The sequence below is a fragment of the Pseudomonas sp. BP6 genome (assembly GCF_017875935.1).
GTDB lineage: Bacteria > Pseudomonadota > Gammaproteobacteria > Pseudomonadales > Pseudomonadaceae > Aquipseudomonas > Aquipseudomonas putida_Y.
Genome location: NZ_JAGINI010000001.1, coordinates 5,183,209 through 5,208,192 on the forward strand (window position 1 = coordinate 5,183,209; position 24,984 = coordinate 5,208,192).

Genomic DNA, 24,984 nt, shown 5'->3' on the forward strand with positions numbered 1-24,984 from the left:
CTGACCGAGGTTTTATCCAGAGTCAGCTGCTCGAACTTGCCAACGTCCGCGCCTTCAACGGTAGCGATCGACATCACGACAGGGTCATTGCTACCGACGTAGACGTTGTCCGGAGCGGCCACGGTCGCAGTGCCCACGGTGCCATTGGCCGGCACGGTGATAACGGTCTTGCCGTCGCTCAGCGTGAAGGTCAAGGCACTGTGGTTGTTGATTGGCAGACCATCTTGGTTGGTCAGCGTGATGGTGTAGGTGATCTCGCCGCCTTCGGTGACCGAAGGGGTGGCGGTCAGCTTGGCCACCACTTCGTCGGTGGTGTCGGTGACATCCACCTTCGCGGCACCGCCCAACTCCAGGTTTTCGAAGGTACGACCGTCGACATCCGCAGCAGACGTGATGCCCAGGCTGATCTGGCCAGCGTCGTTGTAGACGTCATCGCCTTGTGCCGTGTGCTCGTAAGGCGCGCTGGTGTCGCCAGCCTTGATGGTGACCTGGGCGTTGTTGCTCAGGGTCACGACCAGGTCGTGAGCCAGGGCGGTATTGATGTGCACGGTGAACGTCGGTTTGACGTTCTCGGCTACCGAAGTCTGGTCGGCCGTGATGGTGACCTTGACCAGGTCGCCTTCGTTGCCTGGAGTACCTGGCTCGTCGGTGACGGTAGTGCTGACCGAGGTTTTATCCAGCGTCAGCTGTTCGAACTTGCCAACGTCCGCGCCTTCAACGGTAGCGATCGACATCACGACAGGGTCGTTGCTACCGACGTAGACGTTGTCCGGAGCGGCCACGGTCGCAGTGCCCACGGTGCCATTGGCCGGCACGGTGATAACGGTCTTGCCGTCGCTCAGCGTGAAGGTCAAGGCACTGTGGTTGTTGATTGGCAGACCATCTTTGTTGGTCAGCGTGATGGTGTAGGTGATCTCGCCGCCTTCGGTCACCGAAGGGGTCGCAGTCAGCTTGGCTACGACTTCGTCGAGGGTGTCGGTCACTTGAACAGTAGCCGCACCGCCCAGTTCGAGGTTTTCGAAGGTGCGACCGTCGACATCCGCAGCAGACGTGATGCCCAGGCTGATCTGGCCAGCGTCGTTGTAGACGTCATCGCCTTGTGCCGTGTGCTCGTAAGGCGCGCTGGTGTCGCCAGCCTTGATGGTGACCTGGGCGTTGTTGCTCAGGGTCACGACCAGGTCGTGGGCCAGGGCGGTATTGATGTGCACGGTGAACGTCGGTTTGACGTTCTCGGCTACCGAGGTCTGGTCGGCCGTGATGGTGACCTTGACCAGGTCGCCTTCGTTGTTGCCGCCCGGATTACCTGGGGTGCCTGGCTCGTCGGTGACAGTCGTGCTGACCGAGGTTTTATCCAGAGTCAGCTGCTCGAACTTGCCAACGTCCGCGCCTTCAACGGTAGCGATCGACATCACGACAGGGTCGTTGCTACCGACGTAGACGTTGTCCGGAGCGGCCACGGTCGCAGTGCCCACGGTGCCGTTGGCCGGCACGGTGATGACGGTCTTGCCGTCGCTCAGCGTGAAGGTCAAGGCACTGTGGTTGTTGATTGGCAGACCATCTTGGTTGGTCAGCGTGATGGTGTAGGTGATCTCGCCGCCTTCGGTGACCGAAGGGGTGGCGGTCAGCTTGGCCACCACTTCGTCGGTGGTGTCGGTGACATCCACCTTCGCGGCATCGCCCAACTCCAGGTTTTCGAAGGTGCGACCGTCGACATCCGCAGCAGACGTGATGCCCAGGCTGATCTGGCCAGCGTCGTTGTAGACGTCATCGCCTTGTGCCGTGTGCTCGTAAGGCGCGCTGGTGTCGCCAGCCTTGATGGTGACCTGAGCGTTGTTGCTCAGGGTCACGACCAGGTCGTGGGCCAAGGCGGTATTGATGTGCACGGTGAACGTCGGTTTGACGTTCTCGGCTACCGAAGTCTGGTCGGCCGTGATGGTGACCTTGACCAGGTCGCCTTCGTTGCCTGGAGTACCTGGCTCGTCGGTGACGGTAGTGCTGACCGAGGTTTTATCCAGCGTCAGCTGTTCGAACTTGCCAACGTCCGCGCCTTCAACGGTAGCGATCGACATCACGACAGGGTCGTTGCTACCGACGTAGACGTTGTCCGGAGCGGCCACGGTCGCAGTGCCCACGGTGCCATTGGCCGGCACGGTGATAACGGTCTTGCCGTCGCTCAGCGTGAAGGTCAAGGCACTGTGGTTGTTGATTGGCAGACCATCTTTGTTGGTCAGCGTGATGGTGTAGGTGATCTCGCCGCCTTCGGTCACCGAAGGGGTCGCAGTCAGCTTGGCTACGACTTCGTCGAGGGTGTCGGTCACTTGAACAGTAGCCGCACCGCCCAGTTCGAGGTTTTCGAAGGTGCGACCGTCGACATCCGCAGCAGACGTGATGCCCAGGCTGATCTGGCCAGCGTCGTTGTAGACGTCATCGCCTTGTGCCGTGTGCTCGTAAGGCGCGCTGGTGTCGCCAGCCTTGATGGTGACCTGGGCGTTGTTGCTCAGGGTCACGACCAGGTCGTGGGCCAGGGCGGTATTGATGTGCACGGTGAACGTCGGTTTGACGTTCTCGGCTACCGAGGTCTGGTCGGCCGTGATGGTGACCTTGACCAGGTCGCCTTCGTTGTTGCCGCCCGGGTTGCCTGGGGTGCCTGGTTCGTCGGTTACCTCGGTGCTGACCGGGGTCTTGTCCAGGTTCAGGTTTTCGAACTTCCACGCGTCTGCGCCGCTGACCGCGTCGATGGCATTGACCACCGGCTGGTTAGTGCCGACGTAGACGTTGTCCGGCGCGGTTGCAGTGGCCGAACCGGTGGTGCTGTTGGCTGCCACGACGACAGTAGTGCCGTCGGTCAGCTTGAAGTACAGCTCCGAGTGGTTGTTGATCGGCAGACCGTCTTTGTTGGTCAGCGTAATTGTGTAGGTGATCTCGCCACCTTCGGTGACCGAAGGGGTGGCGGTCAACTTGGCCACCACTTCGTCGAGGGTGTCGGTGACTTGAACCGAAGCGGCATCGCCCAGTTCGAGGTTTTCGAAGGTGCGACCGTCTACATCCGCAGCAGACGTGATGCCCAGGCTGATCTGGCCAGCGTCGTTGTAGACGTCATCGCCTTGTGCGTCGTGGGTGTACGGCGCGCTGGTGTCGCCGGCCTTGATGGTAACCTGGGCGTTGTTGCTCAGGGTCACGACCAGGTCGTGGGCCAGCGGCTGGTTGACGTGTACGGTGAACGTCGGTTTGACGTTCTCGGCTACCGAGGTCTGGTCGGCAGTGATGGTGACCTTGACCAGGTCGCCTTCGTTGTTGCCGCCCGGGTTGCCTGGGGTGCCTGGTTCGTCGGTTACCTCGGTGCTGACCGGGGTCTTGTCCAGGTTCAGGTTTTCGAACTTCCACGCGTCTGCGCCGCTGACCGCGTCGATGGCATTGACCACCGGCTGGTTAGTGCCGACGTAGACGTTGTCCGGGGCGGTTGCAGTGGCCGAACCGGTGGTGCTGTTCGCCGCCACGACGACAGTAGTGCCGTCGGTCAGCTTGAAGTACAGCTCCGAGTGGTTGTTGATCGGCAGACCGTCTTTGTTGGTCAGCGTGATGGTGTAGGTGATCTCGCCGCCTTCGGTCACCGAAGGGGTGGCGGTCAGCTTGGCTACGACTTCGTCGAGGGTGTCGGTGACTTGAACCGAAGCGGCATCGCCCAGCTCCAGGTTTTCGAAGGTCGCACCAGTGGCGTCCTCCGCCGAATTGATACCCAGGCTGATCTGGCCAGCGTCCTGATAGACGTCATCGCCTTGTGCGTCGTGGGTGTACGGCGCGCTGGTGTCGCCGGCCTTGATGGTGACCTGAGCGTTGTTGCTCAGGGTCACGACCAGGTCGTGGGCCAGCGGCTGGTTGACGTGTACGGTGAACGTCGGTTTGACGTTCTCGGCCACCGACATCTGGTCAGCGGTAATGGTGACCTTGATGATGTCGCCTTCGTTGCCCGGCGTACCTGGCTCGTCAGTTACCTCGGTGCTGACCGGAGTCTTGTCCAGGTTCAGGTTTTCGAACTTCCACGCGTCTGCGCCGCTGACCGCGTCGATGGCATTGACCACCGGCTGGTTAGTGCCGACGTAGACGTTGTCCGGGGCGGTTGCAGTGGCCGAACCGGTGGTGCTGTTCGCCGCCACGACGACAGTAGTGCCGTCGGTCAGCTTGAAGTACAGCTCCGAGTGGTTGTTGATCGGCAGACCGTCTTTGTTGGTCAGCGTGATGGTGTAGGTGATCTCGCCGCCTTCGGTCACCGAAGGGGTGGCGGTCAGCTTGGCTACGACTTCGTCGAGGGTGTCGGTGACTTGAACCGAAGCGGCATCGCCCAGTTCCAGGTTTTCGAAGGTCGCACCAGTGGCGTCCTCCGCCGAATTGATACCCAGGCTGATCTGGCCAGCGTCCTGATAGACGTCATCGCCTTGTGCGTCGTGGGTGTACGGCGCGCTGGTGTCGCCGGCCTTGATGGTGACCTGAGCGTTGTTGCTCAGGGTCACGACCAGGTCGTGGGCCAGCGGCTGGTTGACGTGTACGGTGAACGTCGGTTTGACGTTCTCGGCCACCGACATCTGGTCGGCCGTGATGGTGACCTTGACCAGGTCGCCTTCGTTGCCTGGAGTACCTGGCTCGTCAGTTACCTCGGTGCTGACCGGCGTCTTGTCCAGATTCAGGTTTTCGAACTTCCACGCATCTGCGCCGCTGACCGCGTCGATGGCATTGACCACCGGCTGGTTAGCTCCGACGTAGACGTTATCCGGCGCGGTCGCAGTGGCCGAACCGGTGGTGCTGTTGGCTGCCACGACGACAGTAGTGCCGTCGGTCAGCTTGAAGTACAGCTCCGAGTGGTTGTTGATCGGCAGACCGTCTTTGTTGGTCAGCGTAATGGTGTAGGTGATCTCGCCACCTTCGGTGACCGAAGGGGTCGCAGTCAGCTTCGCCACCACTTCGTCGAGGGTGTCGGTGACTTGAACCGAAGCGGCATCGCCCAGCTCCAGGTTCTCGAAGGTGCGACCGTCGACATCTGCAGCAGACGTGATGCCCAGGCTGATCTGGCCAGCGTCCTGATAAACGTCATCGCCTTGTGCCGTGTGCTCGTAAGGCGCGCTGGTGTCGCCAGCCTTGATGGTGACCTGAGCGTTGTTGCTCAGGGTCACGACCAGGTCGTGAGCCAAGGCGGTATTGATGTGCACGGTGAACGTCGGTTTGACGTTCTCGGCTACCGAGGTCTGGTCGGCCGTGATGGTGACCTTGACCAGGTCGCCTTCGTTGTTGCCGCCCGGGTTGCCTGGGGTGCCTGGTTCGTCGGTTACCTCGGTGCTGACCGGGGTCTTGTCCAGGTTCAGGTTTTCGAACTTCCACGCGTCTGCGCCGCTGACCGCGTCGATGGCATTGACCACCGGCTGGTTAGCTCCGACGTAGACGTTATCCGGCGCGGTCGCAGTGGCCGAACCGGTGGTGCTGTTGGCTGCCACGACGACAGTAGTGCCGTCGGTCAGCTTGAAGTACAGCTCCGAGTGGTTGTTGATCGGCAGACCGTCTTTGTTGGTCAGCGTGATGGTGTAGGTGATCTCGCCGCCTTCGGTCACCGAAGGGGTGGCGGTCAGCTTGGCTACGACTTCGTCGAGGGTGTCGGTGACTTGAACCGAAGCGGCATCGCCCAGCTCCAGGTTCTCGAAGGTCGCACCAGTGACGTCCTCCGCCGAATTGATGCCCAGGCTGATCTGGCCAGCGTCCTGATAGACGTCATCGCCTTGTGCGTCGTGGGTGTACGGCGCGCTGGTGTCGCCAGCCTTGATGGTGACCTGGGCGTTGTTGCTCAGGGTCACGACCAGGTCGTGGGCCAGCGGCTGGTTGACGTGTACGGTGAACGTCGGTTTGACGTTCTCGGCCACCGAAGTCTGGTCGGCCGTGATGGTGACCTTGACCAGGTCGCCTTCGTTGCCTGGAGTACCTGGCTCGTCGGTGACGGTAGTGCTGACCGAGGTTTTATCCAGCGTCAGCTGTTCGAACTTGCCAACGTCCACGCCTTCAACGGTAGCGATCGACATCACGACAGGGTCGTTGCTACCGACGTAGACGTTATCCGGGGCAGTGACAGTGGCAGTACCCACGGTGCCATTGGCCGGCACGGTGATGACGGTCTTGCCGTCGCTCAGCGTGAAGGTCAAGGCACTGTGGTTGTTGATTGGCAGACCATCTTGGTTGGTCAGCGTGATGGTGTAGGTGATCTCGCCGCCTTCGCTCACCGAAGGGGTGGCGGTCAGCTTGGCCACCACTTCGTCGGTGGTGTCGGTGACATCCACCTTCGCGGCACCGCCCAACTCCAGGTTTTCGAAGGTGCGACCGTCGACATCCGCAGCAGACGTGATGCCCAGGCTGATCTGGCCAGCATCGTTGTAGACGTCATCGCCTTGTGCCGTGTGCTCGTACGGCGCGCTGGTGTCGCCGGCCTTGATGGTGACCTGAGCGTTGTTGCTCAGGGTCACGACCAGATCGTGAGCCAAGGCGGTATTGATGTGCACGGTGAACGTCGGTTTGACGTTCTCGGCTACCGAGGTCTGGTCGGCAGTGATGGTGACCTTGACCAGGTCGCCTTCGTTGTTGCCGCCCGGGTTGCCTGGGGTGCCTGGTTCGTCGGTTACCTCGGTGCTGACCGGCGTCTTGTCCAGATTCAGGTTTTCGAACTTCCACGCATCTGCGCCGCTGACCGCGTCGATGGCATTGACCACCGGCTGGTTAGTGCCGACGTAGACGTTGTCCGGGGCGGTTGCAGTGGCCGAGCCGCTGGTGCTGTTCGCCGCCACGACGACAGTAGTGCCGTCGGTCAGCTTGAAGTACAGCTCCGAGTGGTTGTTGATCGGCAGACCGTCTTTGTTGGTCAGCGTGATGGTGTAGGTGATCTCGCCGCCTTCGGTCACCGAAGGGGTGGCGGTCAGCTTGGCTACGACTTCGTCGAGGGTGTCGGTGACTTGAACCGAAGCGGCATCGCCCAGTTCGAGGTTTTCGAAGGTGCGACCGTCTACATCCGCAGCGGACGTGATGCCTAGGCTGATCTGGCCAGCATCGTTGTAGACGTCATCGCCTTGTGCCGTGTGCTCGTAAGGCGCGCTGGTGTCGCCAGCCTTGATGGTGACCTGGGCGTTGTTGCTCAGGGTCACGACCAGGTCGTGGGCCAGCGGCTGGTTGACGTGTACGGTGAACGTCGGTTTGACGTTCTCGGCTACCGACATCTGGTCAGCGGTAATGGTGACCTTGATGATGTCGCCTTCGTTGCCCGGCGTACCTGGCTCGTCAGTTACCTCGGTGCTGACCGGGGTCTTGTCCAGGTTCAGGTTTTCGAACTTCCACGCGTCTGCGCCGCTGACCGCGTCGATGGCATTGACCACCGGCTGGTTAGTGCCGACGTAGACGTTGTCCGGCGCGGTCGCAGTGGCCGAACCGGTGGTGCTGTTCGCCGCCACGACGACAGTAGTGCCGTCGGTCAGCTTGAAGTACAGCTCCGAGTGGTTGTTGATCGGCAGACCGTCTTTGTTGGTCAGCGTGATGGTGTAGGTGATCTCGCCGCCTTCGGTGACCGAAGGGGTCGCAGTCAGCTTCGCCACCACTTCGTCGAGGGTGTCGGTGACTTGAACCGAAGCGGCATCGCCCAGTTCCAGGTTTTCGAAGGTGCGACCGTCTACATCCGCAGCGGACGTGATGCCCAGGCTGATCTGGCCAGCATCGTTGTAGACGTCATCGCCTTGTGCCGTGTGCTCGTAAGGCGCGCTGGTGTCGCCAGCCTTGATGGTGACCTGGGCGTTGTTGCTCAGGGTCACGACCAGGTCGTGGGCCAGCGGCTGGTTGACGTGTACGGTGAACGTCGGTTTGACGTTCTCGGCCACCGACATCTGGTCAGCGGTAATGGTGACCTTGATGATGTCGCCTTCGTTGCCTGGAGTACCTGGCTCGTCAGTTACCTCGGTGCTGACCGGAGTCTTGTCCAGGTTCAGGTTTTCGAACTTCCACGCGTCTGCGCCGCTGACCGCGTCGATGGCATTGACCACCGGCTGGTTAGCTCCGACGTAGACGTTATCCGGCGCGGTCGCAGTGGCCGAACCAGTGGTGCTGTTCGCTGCCACGACGACAGTAGTGCCGTCGGTCAGCTTGAAGTACAGCTCCGAGTGGTTGTTGATCGGCAGACCGTCTTTGTTGGTCAGCGTGATGGTGTAGGTGATCTCGCCGCCTTCGGTCACCGAAGGGGTGGCGGTCAGCTTGGCTACGACTTCGTCGAGGGTGTCGGTGACTTGAACCGAAGCGGCATCGCCCAGTTCCAGGTTTTCGAAGGTCGCACCAGTGGCGTCCTCCGCCGAATTGATACCCAGGCTGATCTGGCCAGCGTCCTGATAGACGTCATCGCCTTGTGCGTCGTGGGTGTACGGCGCGCTGGTGTCGCCGGCCTTGATGGTGACCTGAGCGTTGTTGCTCAGGGTCACGACCAGGTCGTGAGCCAAGGCGGTATTGATGTGCACGGTGAACGTCGGTTTGACGTTCTCGGCTACCGAGGTCTGGTCGGCCGTGATAGTGACCTTGACCAGGTCGCCTTCGTTGTTGCCGCCCGGGTTGCCTGGGGTGCCTGGTTCGTCGGTTACCTCGGTGCTGACCGGGGTCTTGTCCAGGTTCAGGTTTTCGAACTTCCACGCATCTGCGCCGCTGACCGCGTCGATGGCATTGACCACCGGCTGGTTAGTGCCGACGTAGACGTTGTCCGGGGCGGTTGCAGTGGCCGAACCGGTGGTGCTGTTCGCCGCCACGACGACAGTAGTGCCGTCGGTCAGCTTGAAGTACAGCTCCGAGTGGTTGTTGATCGGCAGACCGTCTTTGTTGGTCAGCGTGATGGTGTAGGTGATCTCGCCACCTTCGGTGACCGAAGGGGTCGCAGTCAGCTTCGCCACCACTTCGTCGAGGGTGTCGGTGACTTGAACCGAAGCGGCATCGCCCAGCTCCAGGTTCTCGAAGGTGCGACCGTCGACATCTGCAGCAGACGTGATGCCCAGGCTGATCTGGCCAGCGTCCTGATAAACGTCATCGCCTTGTGCGTCGTGGGTGTACGGCGCGCTGGTGTCGCCAGCCTTGATGGTGACCTGAGCGTTGTTGCTCAGGGTCACGACCAGGTCGTGAGCCAGGGCGGTATTGATGTGCACGGTGAACGTCGGTTTGACGTTCTCGGCTACCGAGGTCTGGTCGGCAGTGATGGTGACCTTGACCAGGTCGCCTTCGTTGTTGCCGCCCGGGTTGCCTGGGGTGCCTGGTTCGTCGGTTACCTCGGTGCTGACCGGCGTCTTGTCCAGATTCAGGTTTTCGAACTTCCACGCATCTGCGCCGCTGACCGCGTCGATGGCATTGACCACCGGCTGGTTAGCTCCGACGTAGACGTTATCCGGCGCGGTCGCAGTGGCCGAACCGGTGGTGCTGTTGGCTGCCACGACGACAGTAGTGCCGTCGGTCAGCTTGAAGTACAGCTCCGAGTGGTTGTTGATCGGCAGACCGTCTTTGTTGGTCAGCGTAATTGTGTAGGTGATCTCGCCACCTTCGGTGACCGAAGGGGTGGCGGTCAACTTGGCCACCACTTCGTCGAGGGTGTCGGTGACTTGAACCGAAGCGGCATCGCCCAGCTCCAGGTTCTCGAAGGTGCGACCGTCGACATCTGCAGCAGACGTGATGCCCAGGCTGATCTGGCCAGCGTCCTGATAGACGTCATCGCCTTGTGCGTCGTGGGTGTACGGCGCGCTGGTGTCGCCAGCCTTGATGGTGACCTGGGCGTTGTTGCTCAGGGTCACGACCAGATCGTGAGCCAAGGCGGTATTGATGTGCACGGTGAAGGTCGGTTTGACGTTCTCGGCTACCAAAGTCTGATCGGCCGTGATGGTGACCTTGACCAGGTCGCCTTCGTTGCCCGGCGTACCTGGCTCGTCAGTTACCTCGGTGCTGACCGGAGTCTTGTCCAGGTTCAGGTTTTCGAACTTCCACGCGTCTGCGCCGCTGACCGCGTCGATGGCATTGACCACCGGCTGGTTAGTGCCGACGTAGACGTTGTCCGGGGCGGTTGCAGTGGCCGAACCGGTGGTGCTGTTCGCCGCCACGACGACAGTAGTGCCGTCGGTCAGCTTGAAGTACAGCTCCGAGTGGTTGTTGATCGGCAGACCGTCTTTGTTGGTCAGCGTGATGGTGTAGGTGATCTCGCCGCCTTCGGTGACCGAAGGGGTCGCAGTCAGCTTCGCCACCACTTCGTCGAGGGTGTCGGTGACTTGAACCGAAGCGGCATCGCCCAGTTCCAGGTTTTCGAAGGTGCGACCGTCTACATCCGCAGCGGACGTGATGCCCAGGCTGATCTGGCCAGCATCGTTGTAGACGTCATCGCCTTGTGCCGTGTGCTCGTAAGGCGCGCTGGTGTCGCCAGCCTTGATGGTGACCTGGGCGTTGTTGCTCAGGGTCACGACCAGGTCGTGGGCCAGCGGCTGGTTGACGTGTACGGTGAACGTCGGTTTGACGTTCTCGGCTACCGACATCTGGTCAGCGGTAATGGTGACCTTGATGATGTCGCCTTCGTTGCCTGGAGTACCTGGCTCGTCAGTTACCTCGGTGCTGACCGGAGTCTTGTCCAGGTTCAGGTTTTCGAACTTCCACGCGTCTGCGCCGCTGACCGCGTCGATGGCATTGACCACCGGCTGGTTAGTGCCGACGTAGACGTTGTCCGGGGCGGTTGCAGTGGCCGAACCGGTGGTGCTGTTCGCCGCCACGACGACAGTAGTGCCGTCGGTCAGCTTGAAGTACAGCTCCGAGTGGTTGTTGATCGGCAGACCGTCTTTGTTGGTCAGCGTGATGGTGTAGGTGATCTCGCCGCCTTCGGTCACCGAAGGGGTGGCGGTCAACTTGGCCACCACCTCACTGATAGTGTCCGAGATCTCAACGGTAGCCGGGCCACCCAAGGCCAGCTTCTCGAAAGTGGCACCCGGAACTGTAGCGTCGATAACACTGAGTGTGATGGAGCCTGCATCAAGATAGACGTCATCGCCCTGAACCGAGGTCTTGTACTCGACTTCGGTCTTACCGGCTTCGATCGTCACGGTGTCGCCGTTCGACAGGGTTACGGTCAACGGACGGTCCAGCGCCTGGCTAACTTTCACAGTAAAGGAAGGTTGCTGGTCTTCGGTCACATTTCCATTGCTGAGAATACTTACGGTGACGGTATCGATGCTGTCATTGATGACAGTCGAGGCTGGAGTCGGATTCGGGGTCAGTTGCTCGAAGTTGCCGCCCGTGGCGTTCTCGATCGTGACACTGACAGTCGAACCGTTGTTGTAGACGTCATTGGCCGGGGTCTGGAAATCAACGCTGCCCTGGGTTTTGCCCGCTTCAACGGTGATGACCTGGCCGTTGGACAGGGTCACGGTTACCGGAGTCTGGGCAGGGTTGCTCAGGGTCACGGTATAGGTAATCACGCCGCCTTCGGTGACCGATGGGCTCGCCGTCAGAGTCGCAGTGGTGGTATCGACCGAGTCGTTGATCGTGGTCTGAGCAGGGGTCGGATTCGGGGTCAGTTGCTCGAAGTTGCCGCCCGTGGCGTTCTCGATCGTGACACTGACAGTCGAACCGTTGTTGTAGACGTCATTGGCCGGGGTCTGGAAATCAACGCTGCCCTGGGCTTTGCCCGCTTCAACGGTAATGGTCTGGCCGTTGGACAGGGTCACGGTTACCGGAGTCTGGGCAGGGTTGCTCAGGGTCACGGTATAGGTGATCACGCCGCCTTCGGTCACGCTTGGCGAGGCGGTCAGGGTTGCAGTGGTGGTATCGACCGAGTCGTTGATCGTGGTCTGCGCCGGCGTCGGGTTCGGGGTCAGTTGCTCGAAGTTTCCGCCCGTGGCGTTCTCGATCGTGACACTGACAGTCGAACCGTTGTTGTAGACGTCATTGGCCGGGGTCTGGAAATCAACGCTGCCCTGGGTTTTGCCCGCTTCAACGGTAATGGTCTGGCCGTTGGACAGGGTCACGGTTACCGGAGTCTGGGCAGGGTTGCTCAGGGTCACGGTATAAGTGATCACGCCGCCTTCGGTCACGCTTGGCGAGGCGGTCAGGGTTGCAGTGGTGGTATCGACCGAGTCGTTGATCGTGGTCTGAGCCGGCGTCGGGTTCGGGGTCAGTTGTTCGAAGTTGCCGCCCGTGGCGTTCTCGATCGTGACACTGACAGTCGAACCGTTGTTGTAGACGTCATTGGCCGGGGTCTGGAAATCAACGCTGCCCTGGGTTTTGCCCGCTTCAACGGTAATGGTCTGGCCGTTGGACAGGGTCACGGTTACCGGAGTCTGGGCAGGGTTGCTCAGGGCCACGGTATAGGTGATCACGCCGCCTTCGGTCACGCTTGGCGAGGCGGTCAGGGTTGCAGTGGTGGCATCGACCGAGTCGTTGATCGTGGTCTGCGCCGGCGTCGGGTTCGGGGTCAGTTGCTCGAAGTTTCCGCCCGTGGCGTTCTCGATCGTGACACTGACAGTCGAACCGTTGTTGTAGACGTCATTGGCCGGGGTCTGGAAATCAACGCTGCCCTGGGTTTTGCCCGCTCCAACGGTAATGGTCTGGCCGTTGGACAGGGTCACGGTTACCGGAGTCTGGGCAGGGTTGCTCAGGGTCACGGTATAGGTGATCACGCCGCCTTCGGTCACGCTTGGCGAGGCGGTCAGGGTTGCAGTGGTGGTGTCGACCGAGTCGTTGATCGTGGTCTGAGCAGGGGTCGGATTCGGGGTCAGTTGCTCGAAGTTGCCGCCCGTGGCGTTCTCGATCGTGACACTGACAGTCGAACCGTTGTTATAGACGTCATTGGCCGGGGTCTGGAAATCAACGCTGCCCTGGGTTTTGCCCGCTTCAACGGTAATGGTCTGGCCGTTGGACAGGGTCACGGTTACCGGAGTCTGGGCAGGATTGCTCAGGGTCACGGTATAGGTAATCACGCCGCCTTCGGTGACCGATGGGCTCGCCGTCAGGGTCGCAGTGGTGGTATCGACCGAGTCGTTGATCGTGGTCTGAGCAGGGGTCGGATTCGGGGTCAGTTGCTCGAAGTTGCCGCCCGTGGCGTTCTCGATCGTGACACTGACAGTCGAACCGTTGTTGTAGACGTCATTGGCCGGGGTCTGGAAATCAACGCTGCCCTGGGTTTTGCCCGCTTCAACGGTGATGACCTGGCCGTTGGACAGGGTCACGGTTACCGGAGTCTGGGCAGGGTTGCTCAGGGTCACGGTATAGGTAATCACGCCGCCTTCGGTGACCGATGGGCTCGCCGTCAGAGTCGCAGTGGTGGTATCGACCGAGTCGTTGATCGTGGTCTGAGCAGGGGTCGGATTCGGGGTCAGTTGCTCGAAGTTGCCGCCCGTGGCGTTCTCGATCGTGACACTGACAGTCGAACCGTTGTTGTAGACGTCATTGGCCGGGGTCTGGAAATCAACGCTGCCCTGGGTTTTGCCCGCTTCAACGGTGATGACCTGGCCGTTGGACAGGGTCACGGTTACCGGAGTCTGGGCAGGGTTGCTCAGGGTCACGGTATAGGTAATCACGCCGCCTTCGGTGACCGATGGGCTCGCCGTCAGAGTCGCAGTGGTGGTATCGACCGAGTCGTTGATCGTGGTCTGAGCAGGGGTCGGATTCGGGGTCAGTTGCTCGAAGTTGCCGCCCGTGGCGTTCTCGATCGTGACACTGACAGTCGAACCGTTGTTGTAGACGTCATTGGCCGGGGTCTGGAAATCAACGCTGCCCTGGGTTTTGCCCGCTTCAACGGTAATGGTCTGGCCGTTGGACAGGGTCACGGTCACCGGAGTCTGGACAGGGTTGCTCAGGGTCACGGTATAGGTGATCACGCCGCCTTCGGTGACCGATGGGCTCGCCGTCAGGGTCGCAGTGGTGGTATCGACCGAGTCGTTGATCGTGGTCTGAGCAGGGGTCGGATTCGGGGTCAGTTGCTCGAAGTTGCCACCCGTGGCGTTCTCGATCGTGACACTGACAGTCGAACCGTTGTTGTAGACGTCATTGGCCGGGGTCTGGAAATCAACGCTGCCCTGGGTTTTGCCCGCTTCAACGGTGATGACCTGGCCGTTGGACAGGGTCACGGTTACCGGAGTCTGGGCAGGGTTGCTCAGGGTCACGGTATAGGTGATCACGCCGCCTTCGGTCACGCTTGGCGAAGCAGTCAGGGTTGCGGTGGTATTGTCGAGGGTATCGGTCACTTGGGTAACCGCTGGCGTTTGCGGCAATGTCACCGCCAGCCCGCCACCACCGACACTACCTGTCACGGTCGCCGAAATCTGCCCCCCGTCGATGTAGGGGGTATCGTTTGCCGGAACTACGACGTTGACGCTACCACTGGTCTGTCCGGCCGGAATGACGATCACGGCACCGTTGGACAGAGTAATTACCAGGTTGGTGGTCGGTGCCTGACCAACGGTGGCGGTATAAACGATTACGCCACCCGCTTCACTGATAGAAGGGGTTGCGCCAAGAATCAGATCAGTAGCGACGTTGGTATCCGTCGTCGGTGTGGTCACCAGGTTGTTGCCGTTCGTGTCCAGCAGGCCCACTTCTTCGTTATCGAGTACGCCCGCAAAGCCCAGCCCATCCGTCGGGAAACCAACCGTCGGGTCAACTCGGCCAGCCGTTTCTTCGAGCATCACGAAGCTGTGGCCACCGCCCAGCGCACCACCGCCCGCTGCTGACGGGCCAGCGGCGGTAGCTTCAAGTTCAGTAGTCGGGTCAACACCAGCAGCAATAGCCTGCTGCAGCTCTTCCACCGAAGGCGCGGCCTGGGCTGCCGCCTGGCTCAGGTCAGTACTGCTGTCAGGCGCATCGGCGCTCCATTGGCTGTCACGGCCCAGATCGAGCATACGGCCATCAGCCAGCTCCAGCGTCACTGCGCCACCAGGACCGGTGAGCACTTCTTCACCGGTCAATAGACGGTCACCTTCGATAAGTACACGCCGGATGCCCTCTGGGGATACCGCAATAACCTGGCCGACAATGCTTTTGACGATGGCTACAACGCTGCTCATTGGACTCTCCGTGTGACCCGATGGGTACTTCCCTGCCAGAGCGGCGCTTGGTAGCCACTTCAGGCGGAACTATGTCGATGATCTCTTGACGTTTTTGACGTCAATATTCCGTCTATAACTTTTTGGAATTGCTTGACTGCCAAACTATTGACCTTATACATGCCATCCTAAACAATCGGCAATGTAATGTCACATTGATATTTGTACCTTAGCCAAGCGTTCCCCAAGGACAAATGTCTTACGTCATCTAAAACGTGTTAAGCCGTAAGCCCCAGCAGTTTTTCATACACCTCAGTAGCCATAAATCATGCGGCGCGGTTGTCTTACCTCGGCAATGTCAGCGTTACTGGCGTCAATATCCAGATCACTGTCAATGGCCCGGACACTGACTGCCGAATAAGCACAAACCTTGCCGGAATGCGACCCGCAGAGGCCGATAACCGGCCAGAGCCGAGAGCGTGTGCTCGCTGAGGCACACCAGGCTTTCAACTCTGCACGAGCTACGAGCAGCGATTTGTCGCAAATCAAAGACATGACGTACGAGTGCGCAAATACTTGCATCCCGCTCATGGGAAAGCGCTCGCGAATGTTGAATGCTAGAAGGCAATGGATCTGCTTTCTATAGATGAATTTTGACTAACAAGCTACAGGCATGCGCCAATAAACCAGCGCCTGTTTAATGACAATGACTAAGCTGGAGCCCAAGGCCCTTGCATCCCTTGGTTGGGTGGCAAGCTATGCTGCAACAAGCGGATGATGGCTGGACCAAAAATGAAACAATCATTGCTCCACTACGTCTGGTGAAAATGAAGCACGTAGAATTGTTTACTCAACACCGATTCAAGGCGAACATTGGCAGCTGCTCAAGCACCAGGGCGTGATAGCCCATATCAGCACAGCTTTACAGCACCAAAGAGAGCCAGGGTAAGCCGGTCTGACCTTAACGACGGCACACCCACCCCACCCACCACAAGGATGAAGAGAGCGCCGCGTGGAATCCGAAGTCAGTCGAGTCCAACTCAGCCACGATCCACGCAGTCAGCATGACGATCCGCTGCTGGATAGTCTGTTGAGCCTGTGTGTCCTGCATCAAAAGCCCGCCAGTCGGGTCATGCTGACAACTGGCCTACCGCTACCCGCCCAGCGCCTGAACCCGGAACTGCTGCCCCGCGCCGCGGCCCGGGCCGGCCTGCAGGGGCGCGTGCTTCAGCGAAAGCTGGAGCAGATCCCGAGTATCGCCATGCCGGCCATGCTGTTGCTGAAGGAGGGCCGCAGCGCCGTGCTGCTCGGCTGGGAGAACGACGACACCGCGCGCCTGCTACTCAGCGAGAGCGACGGTGGCGAGGTACACGTCAGCCGCGAAGCACTGCTAAGCGACTACAGCGGCCGAGTGTTCTTCGCGCAGCCGCAGCACAAGTTCGATGTAAACCATGGCAACCTCATCCCACGTGCGAAGTCGTGGTTCCGCGACACCCTGCTGCGCAGCAAGTGGTTGTATATCGACGCCATCGCCGCCAGCCTGGTGATCAACCTGATCGCCTTGGCCGCGCCGCTGTTCGTGATGAATGTGTATGACCGGGTGGTGCCAAACCAGGCCACCTCGACGCTCTGGGTACTGGCCATCGGTATCGCCGGCGCGTACATCTTCGACCTGATCCTCAAAGGCCTGCGTGGCCTGTGCCTGGACCTGGCCGGCAAGAAGACCGACCTGATCATCTCGGCAACGCTGTTTGAACGTATCGTCGGCATGTCGATGAAGTACCGACCGGCACGGGTCGGCAGCTTTGCCCAGAACATTCACGAGTTCCAGGGCCTGCGCGACTTCCTCGCCTCGCTGACCCTGACCAGCCTGATCGACCTGCCCTTTACCATCCTGATTTTGGTCGTCATCGCCATCATTGGCGGACACCTGGTGTGGATACCGGTCATCGCCTTCCCGCTGGCTCTGGGCATCGGCTACGCCCTGCAGCGGCCACTGATGGCGACCATGGAGCGGACCATGGCTCTGGCGTCAGAGCGCCAGTCCAGCCTGATCGAAACCCTGGCGGGTCTGGATGCGGTGAAGGTCAACAACGCCGAAAGCGAACGCCAGTACATGTGGGAGCAAACTCTCGGCACCCTGAGCCGGCTGGAACTGCGGGTGAAAGTGCTGTCGAGCCTGGCGATGAACATCACCCTGCTGATTCAGCAACTGGCAGGCGTGGCAATGATCTGCGTCGGCGTGTACCTGATCATCGACGGCAACCTGAGCATGGGCGGCCTGGTGGCTTGCTACATGCTCAGCGGCCGCGCCCTCGGCCCATTGGGCCAGCTCAACGGCCTGCTCGCCCGCTACCAGCAAGCCAAGGTGACCATGGTTTCCACCGACCACATGATGGATCTGCCGCAAGAGCGCAACTTCGAAGAACGCCCGCTGAGCCGCAAGGTGCTACAGGGCAGCGTCGAGTTCCGCGGAGTCGACTTCACTTATCCGAACCAGCAGAACCTGGCCCTGAAGAATATCAACCTGACCATCCGCCCCGGCGAGAAGGTCGGCATCATCGGCCGCAGCGGCTCGGGAAAGAGCTCGCTGGCCAAGCTCATCGTCGGCCTCTACGAGGCCGATGGTGGCTCGCTGTTGGTGGACGGAGTAGACATTCGCCAGATCGATGTCAGCGAACTGCGTCACAACATCGGCTACGTCCCACAGGACATCCAGCTGCTCGCCGGCACCTTACGTGACAACCTGGTCAGCGGCGCCCGCTACATCGAGGACGAACTGATCCTGCAGGCCGCTGAACTGGCGGGCGTACATGAATTTGCCCGACTGCACCCCGACGGCTACGAGCTGCAGGTGGGTGAACGCGGGCAGAACCTGTCCGGCGGCCAGCGGCAGAACGTCGCCTTGGGCCGTGCGCTGCTGCTCAACCCGCAGATCCTGCTGCTGGACGAGCCGACCAGCGCCATGGACAACACCGGTGAAGAACGCCTCAAGCAGCGCCTGCACGCGGTGGTGGAGGGCAAGACAGTACTGCTGGTCACGCACCGTGCCTCTTTGCTGTCGTTGGTAGACAGGCTGATCGTGATCGATCGCGGGCAGATTGTCGCCGACGGCCCGAAAGCCGCGGTCATGGATGCACTGAAGAAGGGGCAGATCAGTGTTGCATAAGCTGGATATGGGGCAGTTCAAGGACGGCCTGCGGCGCTATTTCAAAGGCAGCGACTCGCTTGGCGGCCAGCCGCTGCCAGAGGTAAACAAAGCCCTGATCGAAGATGCGCCGCGGGTGGTTCGGCTGACCATCTGGGGCGTGATCCTGTTCTTCGTGTTCTTGATCGTATGGGCCAGCGTTGCGCAAATCGACGAAGTTACGCGGGGTGAAGGCAAGGCCATTCCGTCTTCCAAGGTGCAGAAGATCCAGAACCTGGAGGGCGGCATCGTCGCCGAAATCTTCGCCAAGGAGGGGCAGATCGTCGAAGTGGGCCAGCCATTGCTGCGCCTGGATGAAACCCGCTTCGCCTCCAACGTAGGTGAAACCGAGGCCGACCGCCTGGCCATGGCCCTGCGGGTCGAACGTTTGAGTGCCGAGGTCCAGGACATCCCGTTGGTAATCGACGAAAAGCTGCGTAAAGCCGCGCCAAACCAGGCGGCCAATGAAGAGTCGCTGTACCAGAGCCGGCGCCAGCAACTGCAAGACGAAATTGGCGGCCTGCAAGAGCAGTTGGTCCAACGCCAGCAGGAACTGCGCGAATACAGCTCCAAGCGCACCCAGTATGCCAACAGCCTTGCGCTGCTGCGCAAGGAAATCAGTATGTCCGAACCGCTGGTGGCAACCGGCGCGATTTCCCAGGTTGAAGTGCTGCGCCTGCGCCGCGCCGAAGTGGAAAACCGCGGTCAGCTGGATTCCACTGCGCTGGCGATCCCGCGCGCAGAGGCGGCCATCCGCGAGGTGCAAAGCAAGATCGAAGAGACTCGCGGCAAGTTCCGAAGTGAAGCACTGACCCAGCTTAACGAGGCACGCACCGAACTGAACAAGGCTACCGCCACCAGCAAGGCGCTGGACGACCGGGTGCACCGCACACTGGTCACTTCGCCCGTGCGGGGTATCGTCAAGCAACTGCTGGTGAACACCATTGGCGGGGTAATCCAGCCAGGTAGCGATATCATCGAAGTCGTGCCACTGGACGACACGCTGGTCATCGAGGCGAAGATCCTGCCCAAAGACATCGCCTTCCTGCACCCTGGCCAGGAAGCGACGGTCAAGTTCACCGCGTATGACTACACCATCTACGGTGGACTCAAGGCCAAGCTGGAGCAGATTGGCGCCGACACCATTACCGATGAAGACAAGAAGACTACGTATTACCTGATCAAGCTGCGCACTGATCGCAGCCACCTGGGGACTGACGAGAAGCCACTGCTGATCATTCCGGGAATGGTGGCGACGGTAGATATCATGACAGGCAAGAAGACCATCATGAGCTACCTGCTCAAGCCGATCATGAAGGCGCGCTCGGAAGCACTGCGCGAGCGGTGATAGCCGGCCTGCTGGTTTCGCCATTGCTGCAGGAGCGGCCTTGTGTCACGACGGGGCTGCACAAGTGGCCCCGTGCATCGCTACGTGAACCCCGGGGCCGCTCCGCGGCCCTTTTCCGGCTCTAGATCGCTTCTAAGGCGGGGCGCAAAAAGCCGTTCAGCGCCAGGGCGCAGGCTCACCTACCAGTTGCCCCTGAATCCCGCCTACTCCCATCTCCTGCAACACCAACCGCTCCCCTTCCGTCTCGACTCGCTCGGCAATCAGCGGCAGGTCGATGCTGTGCGCCGCTCGCTGGATCGCTTCGATGAACAGCCGCTTGTGCTGCTCATGATCGATGTTGCGGATGTAACTGCCGTCAATCTTCAGGTACGCCAAGCCCAGGTGCGCAAGGTTGCCAATCATGCTGAAGCGCCCACCAAAGCGTTGCAACGCCAACCCGAAGCCAAGCCCATGCAGCCGCCGGGTAAGTTGCTCCAATGCTACCTGCTCAGGCAACTGCTCCTCGCCAATTTCAAAAACCAGTCGCGGGCCGAGCGCGGCGTTCTGGCCCAGCAGCTCGAAAACGCGCTGAAGGGCCTTGGGGTCAGCCAGGGTGGCGGCGGACAGATTCAACGCCAGTACCTGGTCATGCCCTCGCAGGTGCGCCAACACTTTCTCCAGCACCAGCACATCAAGCCGCGGCATCCAGCCGAAGCGCTCCAGCCAAGGCAGGAAGCGGCCCGCCGGCAAAGCCTCGCCCTGGCCATCCCGCAAACGCGAAATAACTTTGTGGTGCAGTACCCGTTGCATGGAAGCGCAATCCATCACGGGCTGGAAGAACAGCTCGAAATGCCCATTGATGAACGCCTGATCGAGCCGCTCGTGCCAGTCATGCTGGCTGTCAGCAGCAACCGCGGCAACACCTTGCTCAAGGCATACCCAACCCGGCGTTGGCTGGTTCTCTGCGCGGGCCAGAGCCTCGTCGGCGAGCTTCAGCAACGCCTGCGGTGAATCACCAGGGCTGAATGGCGCCAGGCCTATGCATGCCACCGGGTCGATATCACTGGCACCCGTTTCGTGCAGGCTCTGCAACGTTGCCTCCAGAGCCTGGGCAAGCTGAACTGCCTCCTCATGCACCATGCCCGGCGCCAGCACTGCAAACTCGCCGCCGCGGCTGCGGGAAATAAGGTCGTTGGTTTCCGGGTAGCTGGCACAAGTACGACGCAGCTGTTCACCTACCGCTTGCAACAACTGGTCAGTACGCTGGCCGCCAAGGCGGGCGTTAAGGCCGGCCAGGCCTTGAACCCGCAACAAAAGCAGGTAGCCGGCGCGCGCGTCTTCCAGGTTGCTTACCCGAGTATTCAGCTGCATTTCGAAATAGCGGCGGTTCGACAGCCCGGTCAGGCTGTCCTGATAGGACTCCGCCCGCAGCCGCTCACTGCGCTCGGCCTGCTCGGTGAACAGGGCTTTGAGCTTCTCGACCATCTGGTTCATCGCTTGCACCACGCGGCGTAGCTCCGGCGTGCGTGGCAACTCTGGGAGGCTGAGGAACTCGCGGCGGGCAATGGCATGGGATTGCTCGACCATGTAGTCCAGCGGCTTCAACTGACGGCGCAATAACAAGGCACCGAGCACGGCACTGGCCGCACCGCACAACAGCAACCAACCGAGGCTGCCCAAGGCACTTTGCCAAAGCTTGGCAATGGCGAACATCGGGTGGCTGATCACTTCAACGCGCGCGGCCTGTTGCCAGCCACGGCTGACGATTGCATCGCCGCCGGCAGCCTCGAGGCCGATCAGGCGCACGAACCAAAGCGGGACACCGCCAGGGTCTGGCTCGGCGTGACGCTCCACCAGCACGGCATTGGAGCCCAGGTCGACAACCTTGATGCTTGCATAGTAACCACTGTCGAAGATCGAGCTGACCATCAACTCGACCATCGCTGGGTCGTCGATATTCGGCGTCAGCGAAAGCGCCAGCGCAGTGGCCGCATCCTGGGCGTGCGAGCGCAGCTGGTTGACGTACTGGCTGCGCGAGCTTTCCAGGCTGACCATGAAACTGCCACTGAAGGCGACCACCAGGAACAGGCAAATGGCCAACAGCAATTGTTTGAACAGTGACATCTGTGCTCCTTCAGTAAACCGGCTCGGCCGGGAACCCTTCGGCCTGCATTTTCTTCAACAAATCCTGCCAGCGTGACAGCCGCTTGGTATCACCAACCTTCTTGTTCCCTGCCGCGCCTGTCAGCCACAACCCTTCACCATTGAAGGCGTACACCGGCAGCAGGTCGATACGCTGGCTTGCCGGCTTGATGGCATCCATCAGACTGTCCAGCACCAAAGGCTGGGCCTGTGGGCTTGAATAATAGGTCAGGACCATGTGTGCCCGGTTCTGCCGCAGCGCCTTGACGTAGGTGATGCGCAGTTTTTCGCTGGGGATTCCCATGCGCCGAAGGCTGAAATATTTGGCGATAGCGTAATCCTCGCAGTCCCCTGCACCTTTGATCAGTGCCTGCACAGGTGTGGCCCAGTAGTCGACCTCATGCCACAGATCGATATCCTCGACATAACGCAATTGCTGGTTGAAGAAGCGGTTGACCACTTGCAACCGTTCAAGCTCGGTACCCTGCTTCTGCGTGGCCATCAGGTTCTGCCAGGCATCAATGCGGCCCTTCCCGACGCCCAGTGGGCCGTACAGGGCCTGCGACTTGCGGCTGATCTGGGAGAAATCCCAATCCGCATGCAAGCCGCCCAGCAGAAGACTGCCCAGCAGCGCGGCAAAGCCGACATATCGCACAACGGTTTTGAGCAACCAGGATATCGCCACTGCGAAGCCCTGTTCAGACCAGTCGGAAGCAGCGATGTTGGGGCTTGCCACAGCAAAAGACAATGGCACCCTGCAATCACGCACCCGGCTGTCAGCCCGCCTATACTTTCTGCTTACATCTTTCTATAGGTCGCTTCCTTTGACGTGCGACTTACTCCACCATAGCCGCGCTTTTGGGGCGCCCGTACCAGTGTGGGTGCAGGTTTGACACCCTCACAAGCTATTACTAGCGTTATTGGATCCAATACAGTCATCGTTGAGGCAGGCGTCGCGTGGCCAAGAAAATCAAATTGAGCAATGTGCTGGCCAGCGAGCAATTGTTGCCGCACCAGGCCCGTGGCGTGATCGAAGAACGCCTGCGCAGCGCCATTCTCGATGGTCGCTTGCCACCTGGTACTGCAATTCGCCAACAAGAGCTCGCCACCTTGTACGGCGTCAGTCGCATGCCCGTGCGCGAAGCTCTGCGCCAGCTCGAAGCGCAATCCCTGCTGAAAGTGGAGATGCACAAGGGTGCCGTAGTTGCACCGCTGATCGGCGAGGATGCAGTGGACACCTATGCCCTTCGCGTACTGCTCGAGAGCGAGGCGTTGCGCCAGTCTATCCCGCTGCTTGATGCCAGCGACATTGCCAGCGCCCGCGGGTATATCGAGCAACTGGAGAGCGAGACCAGCCACGCCGAAATTGGCCGCCTCAACCGCCTGTTCCACATGGCGCTGTACAGCAAGGCGCCGAACAAGAAACTACTGCGCCTTATCGAGAACGAACTGAACGAGGAAGAACGCTTCCTGCGTTTCCATCTTTCGTCCATGGGCCTGGGCAAGCTGACTCAGGACGATCACAACGCACTGGTAGATGCGGCCAGCGACAAGCTGGTGGACGAAGCGGTAGCAGTGCTGGAACGGCACCTCAATGGCGGGGCGCGGGTGATCCGCAATTACCTGGATACGCAATTGGGGCGTTAGCCCGTTACCGGCTTTACGCGCGAACTGATGGGTTGCAAATTAATCTTGCTCCGCCAACAATGAGACTAATTATCATTAACGTCCATTGATGCCGGCGCCCTCCTCCATGCCCAGCAACGATTCCGTGCAAACGCTCTACAGTGACCACCACGGCTGGTTGCATACCTGGCTGCGTAGCAAGCTCGGCAACGCAGCCGATGCAGCTGACCTGGCCCAGGATACCTTCGTACGCTTGCTACAGCGTCGTGAACAATTGCAGCTGAATGCACCCAGGGCCTTCCTGCGCACGGTAGCGCGTGGGCTGGTGATCGATCATTGGCGCCGCGAGGAACTGCACAAGGCCTACCTGGAGGCTTTGGCCCATGTGCCGGAAGCACTGGTCCCCTCAGTCGAGACACGCGAGCTGCTGCTGGAATTGCTTGAGCGCATCGCACGCATGCTCGACGGCCTCAAACCCAAGGTACGTCGCGCATTCCTGCTGGCTCAATGCGAGGGGCTGAAGCATCAGACCATCGCCGAACAGATGGGGATCTCCGTGCGCACCGTTGAGCGCTACATCGCCGATGCGCTCTATCACTGCTACGTGCTGCGCTATGAAGACGACTGCTGAATCCATGATCGTCGCACGCCCTGATACAAAAACGGTCAGGCAAGCCATTCAGTGGATGTTGCGGCTGCGTGAAAGCGGACACGATCCGGCTCTGCAACAACAGTGCGCGCAATGGCGCAGCATCCACCACGAAAACGAACAGGCCTGGCAGCGTGTGGTTCACCTTCATCAGGACCTTGACCTGCGCGCTATCCCCGGTGCCGGGCTGGCATTGCAGACACTGGAAACCAGCCAGCAGCGCCTGCGTCGCCGGCAGGCACTGAAGCTGCTTGGCGGCATTGTCATGGCAGGATCGGCGAGCTGGCTGGCCAAAGATCTCGATACTGTCAGTGCCTGGGCCTCAGACTATGCCACCGGCACGGGCGAGCGGCGCGTCTTCACCCTGCCCGATGGCTCACTGATGCAACTCAATACCTGCAGTGCCGTGGACTTGGCCTTCCATGATCAACAGCGTCTGGTTCGCCTGAAGCATGGGGAATTGATGATCAACTGCACCCCCCGGCATCCCCTGCTGCTACAAACCCGCGACGCGCTGCTTGAAGGCTTCGAAGGTCGCTTTGTGGCCTACCAGGATAGTGACTGCACACGTGTCAGCGTCAGCCACGGCAGAGTGGCGATACACCAGCCTGGTAGTGGCCAACTGCAGTGGATCGAAAATGGCCAGAACTGGCGCGTGGATGCTCAAGGTGCGCACCGGCTCGCACACTTGGACATGGATGCGATGGCCTGGACTGAAGGGTTGATCGTCACTCAGGACATGCGCCTCTCCAACTTCCTCGCACAGGTCAGCCGCTATCGCCATGGTTACCTGGGCTGCAGCAATGAGATTGCCGACCTGCGCCTGTCAGGGGTATTCCGGCTCGAAGATCCGGATCAACTGCTTCGGCTGCTGCCGCAGACGCTGCCCGTACGACTTCGTCGACGTACACGCTGGTGGGTGCATGTGGAGAGCATGACCTGATAAGGCGTTATCGATTTTTGGCGGGTTTTGAATCCAGGTCCGGCTAGGACAGTAAGC

At 60.4% G+C, this 24,984-nt stretch carries 8 protein-coding genes (1 of these 8 only partly in view); 5 read left to right on the forward strand and 3 right to left on the reverse strand.

Translation table 11 applies throughout. The features are described from left to right. Positions 1-15,074, reverse strand: the 5' portion of a protein-coding gene (locus J3A98_RS23565; protein ID WP_209969961.1) for an immunoglobulin-like domain-containing protein. Its footprint begins 12,058 nt before the window's first position; the window shows 15,074 of its 27,132 coding nt (coding positions 1-15,074); it begins with the start codon at positions 15,072-15,074; the stop codon falls past the left edge of the window. Between the two features lie 991 nt (positions 15,075-16,065). Here J3A98_RS23565 and J3A98_RS23570 point away from each other — a divergent pair. Further along, positions 16,066-18,222: a type I secretion system permease/ATPase gene (locus tag J3A98_RS23570; protein WP_176685774.1), complete on the forward strand. Its 2,157-nt coding sequence runs from the start codon at positions 16,066-16,068 to the stop codon at positions 18,220-18,222. 7 nt (positions 18,223-18,229) lie between these two features. After that, positions 18,230-19,588 (forward strand): HlyD family type I secretion periplasmic adaptor subunit, encoded by a 1,359-nt coding sequence (locus J3A98_RS23575; protein WP_176685780.1) that lies wholly within the window; start codon positions 18,230-18,232, stop codon positions 19,586-19,588. 156 nt (positions 19,589-19,744) lie between these two features. Here J3A98_RS23575 and lapD read toward each other — a convergent pair whose 3' ends face one another. Together lapD and lapG are read right to left on the reverse strand one after the other, a co-directional pair. After that, on the reverse strand, positions 19,745-21,691 hold the full coding sequence (gene lapD / locus J3A98_RS23580; RefSeq protein WP_209968848.1) for a cyclic di-GMP receptor LapD: 1,947 nt from the start codon (positions 21,689-21,691) through the stop codon (positions 19,745-19,747). A 10-nt stretch (positions 21,692-21,701) separates the two neighbouring features. Continuing rightward, on the reverse strand, positions 21,702-22,463 hold the full coding sequence (gene lapG, locus J3A98_RS23585) for a cysteine protease LapG (RefSeq protein ID WP_209968851.1): 762 nt from the start codon (positions 22,461-22,463) through the stop codon (positions 21,702-21,704). A gap of 203 nt (positions 22,464-22,666) precedes the next feature. On the opposite strand from lapG, the gene J3A98_RS23590 reads away from it, so the two are divergent. From J3A98_RS23590 to J3A98_RS23600, 3 genes are all read left to right on the forward strand, one after another. Continuing rightward, positions 22,667-23,356: a GntR family transcriptional regulator gene (locus J3A98_RS23590; protein WP_176685777.1), complete on the forward strand. Its 690-nt coding sequence runs from the start codon at positions 22,667-22,669 to the stop codon at positions 23,354-23,356. Between the two features lie 106 nt (positions 23,357-23,462). Then, positions 23,463-23,966: a sigma-70 family RNA polymerase sigma factor gene (locus J3A98_RS23595; RefSeq protein ID WP_176685778.1), complete on the forward strand. Its 504-nt coding sequence runs from the start codon at positions 23,463-23,465 to the stop codon at positions 23,964-23,966. Between the two features lie 4 nt (positions 23,967-23,970). After that, positions 23,971-24,927 carry a FecR family protein gene (locus tag J3A98_RS23600; protein WP_209969943.1) on the forward strand — a complete coding sequence of 319 codons (957 nt, stop codon included), beginning with the start codon at positions 23,971-23,973 and terminating at the stop codon, positions 24,925-24,927. The last annotated feature ends 57 nt before the right edge of the window (positions 24,928-24,984 follow it).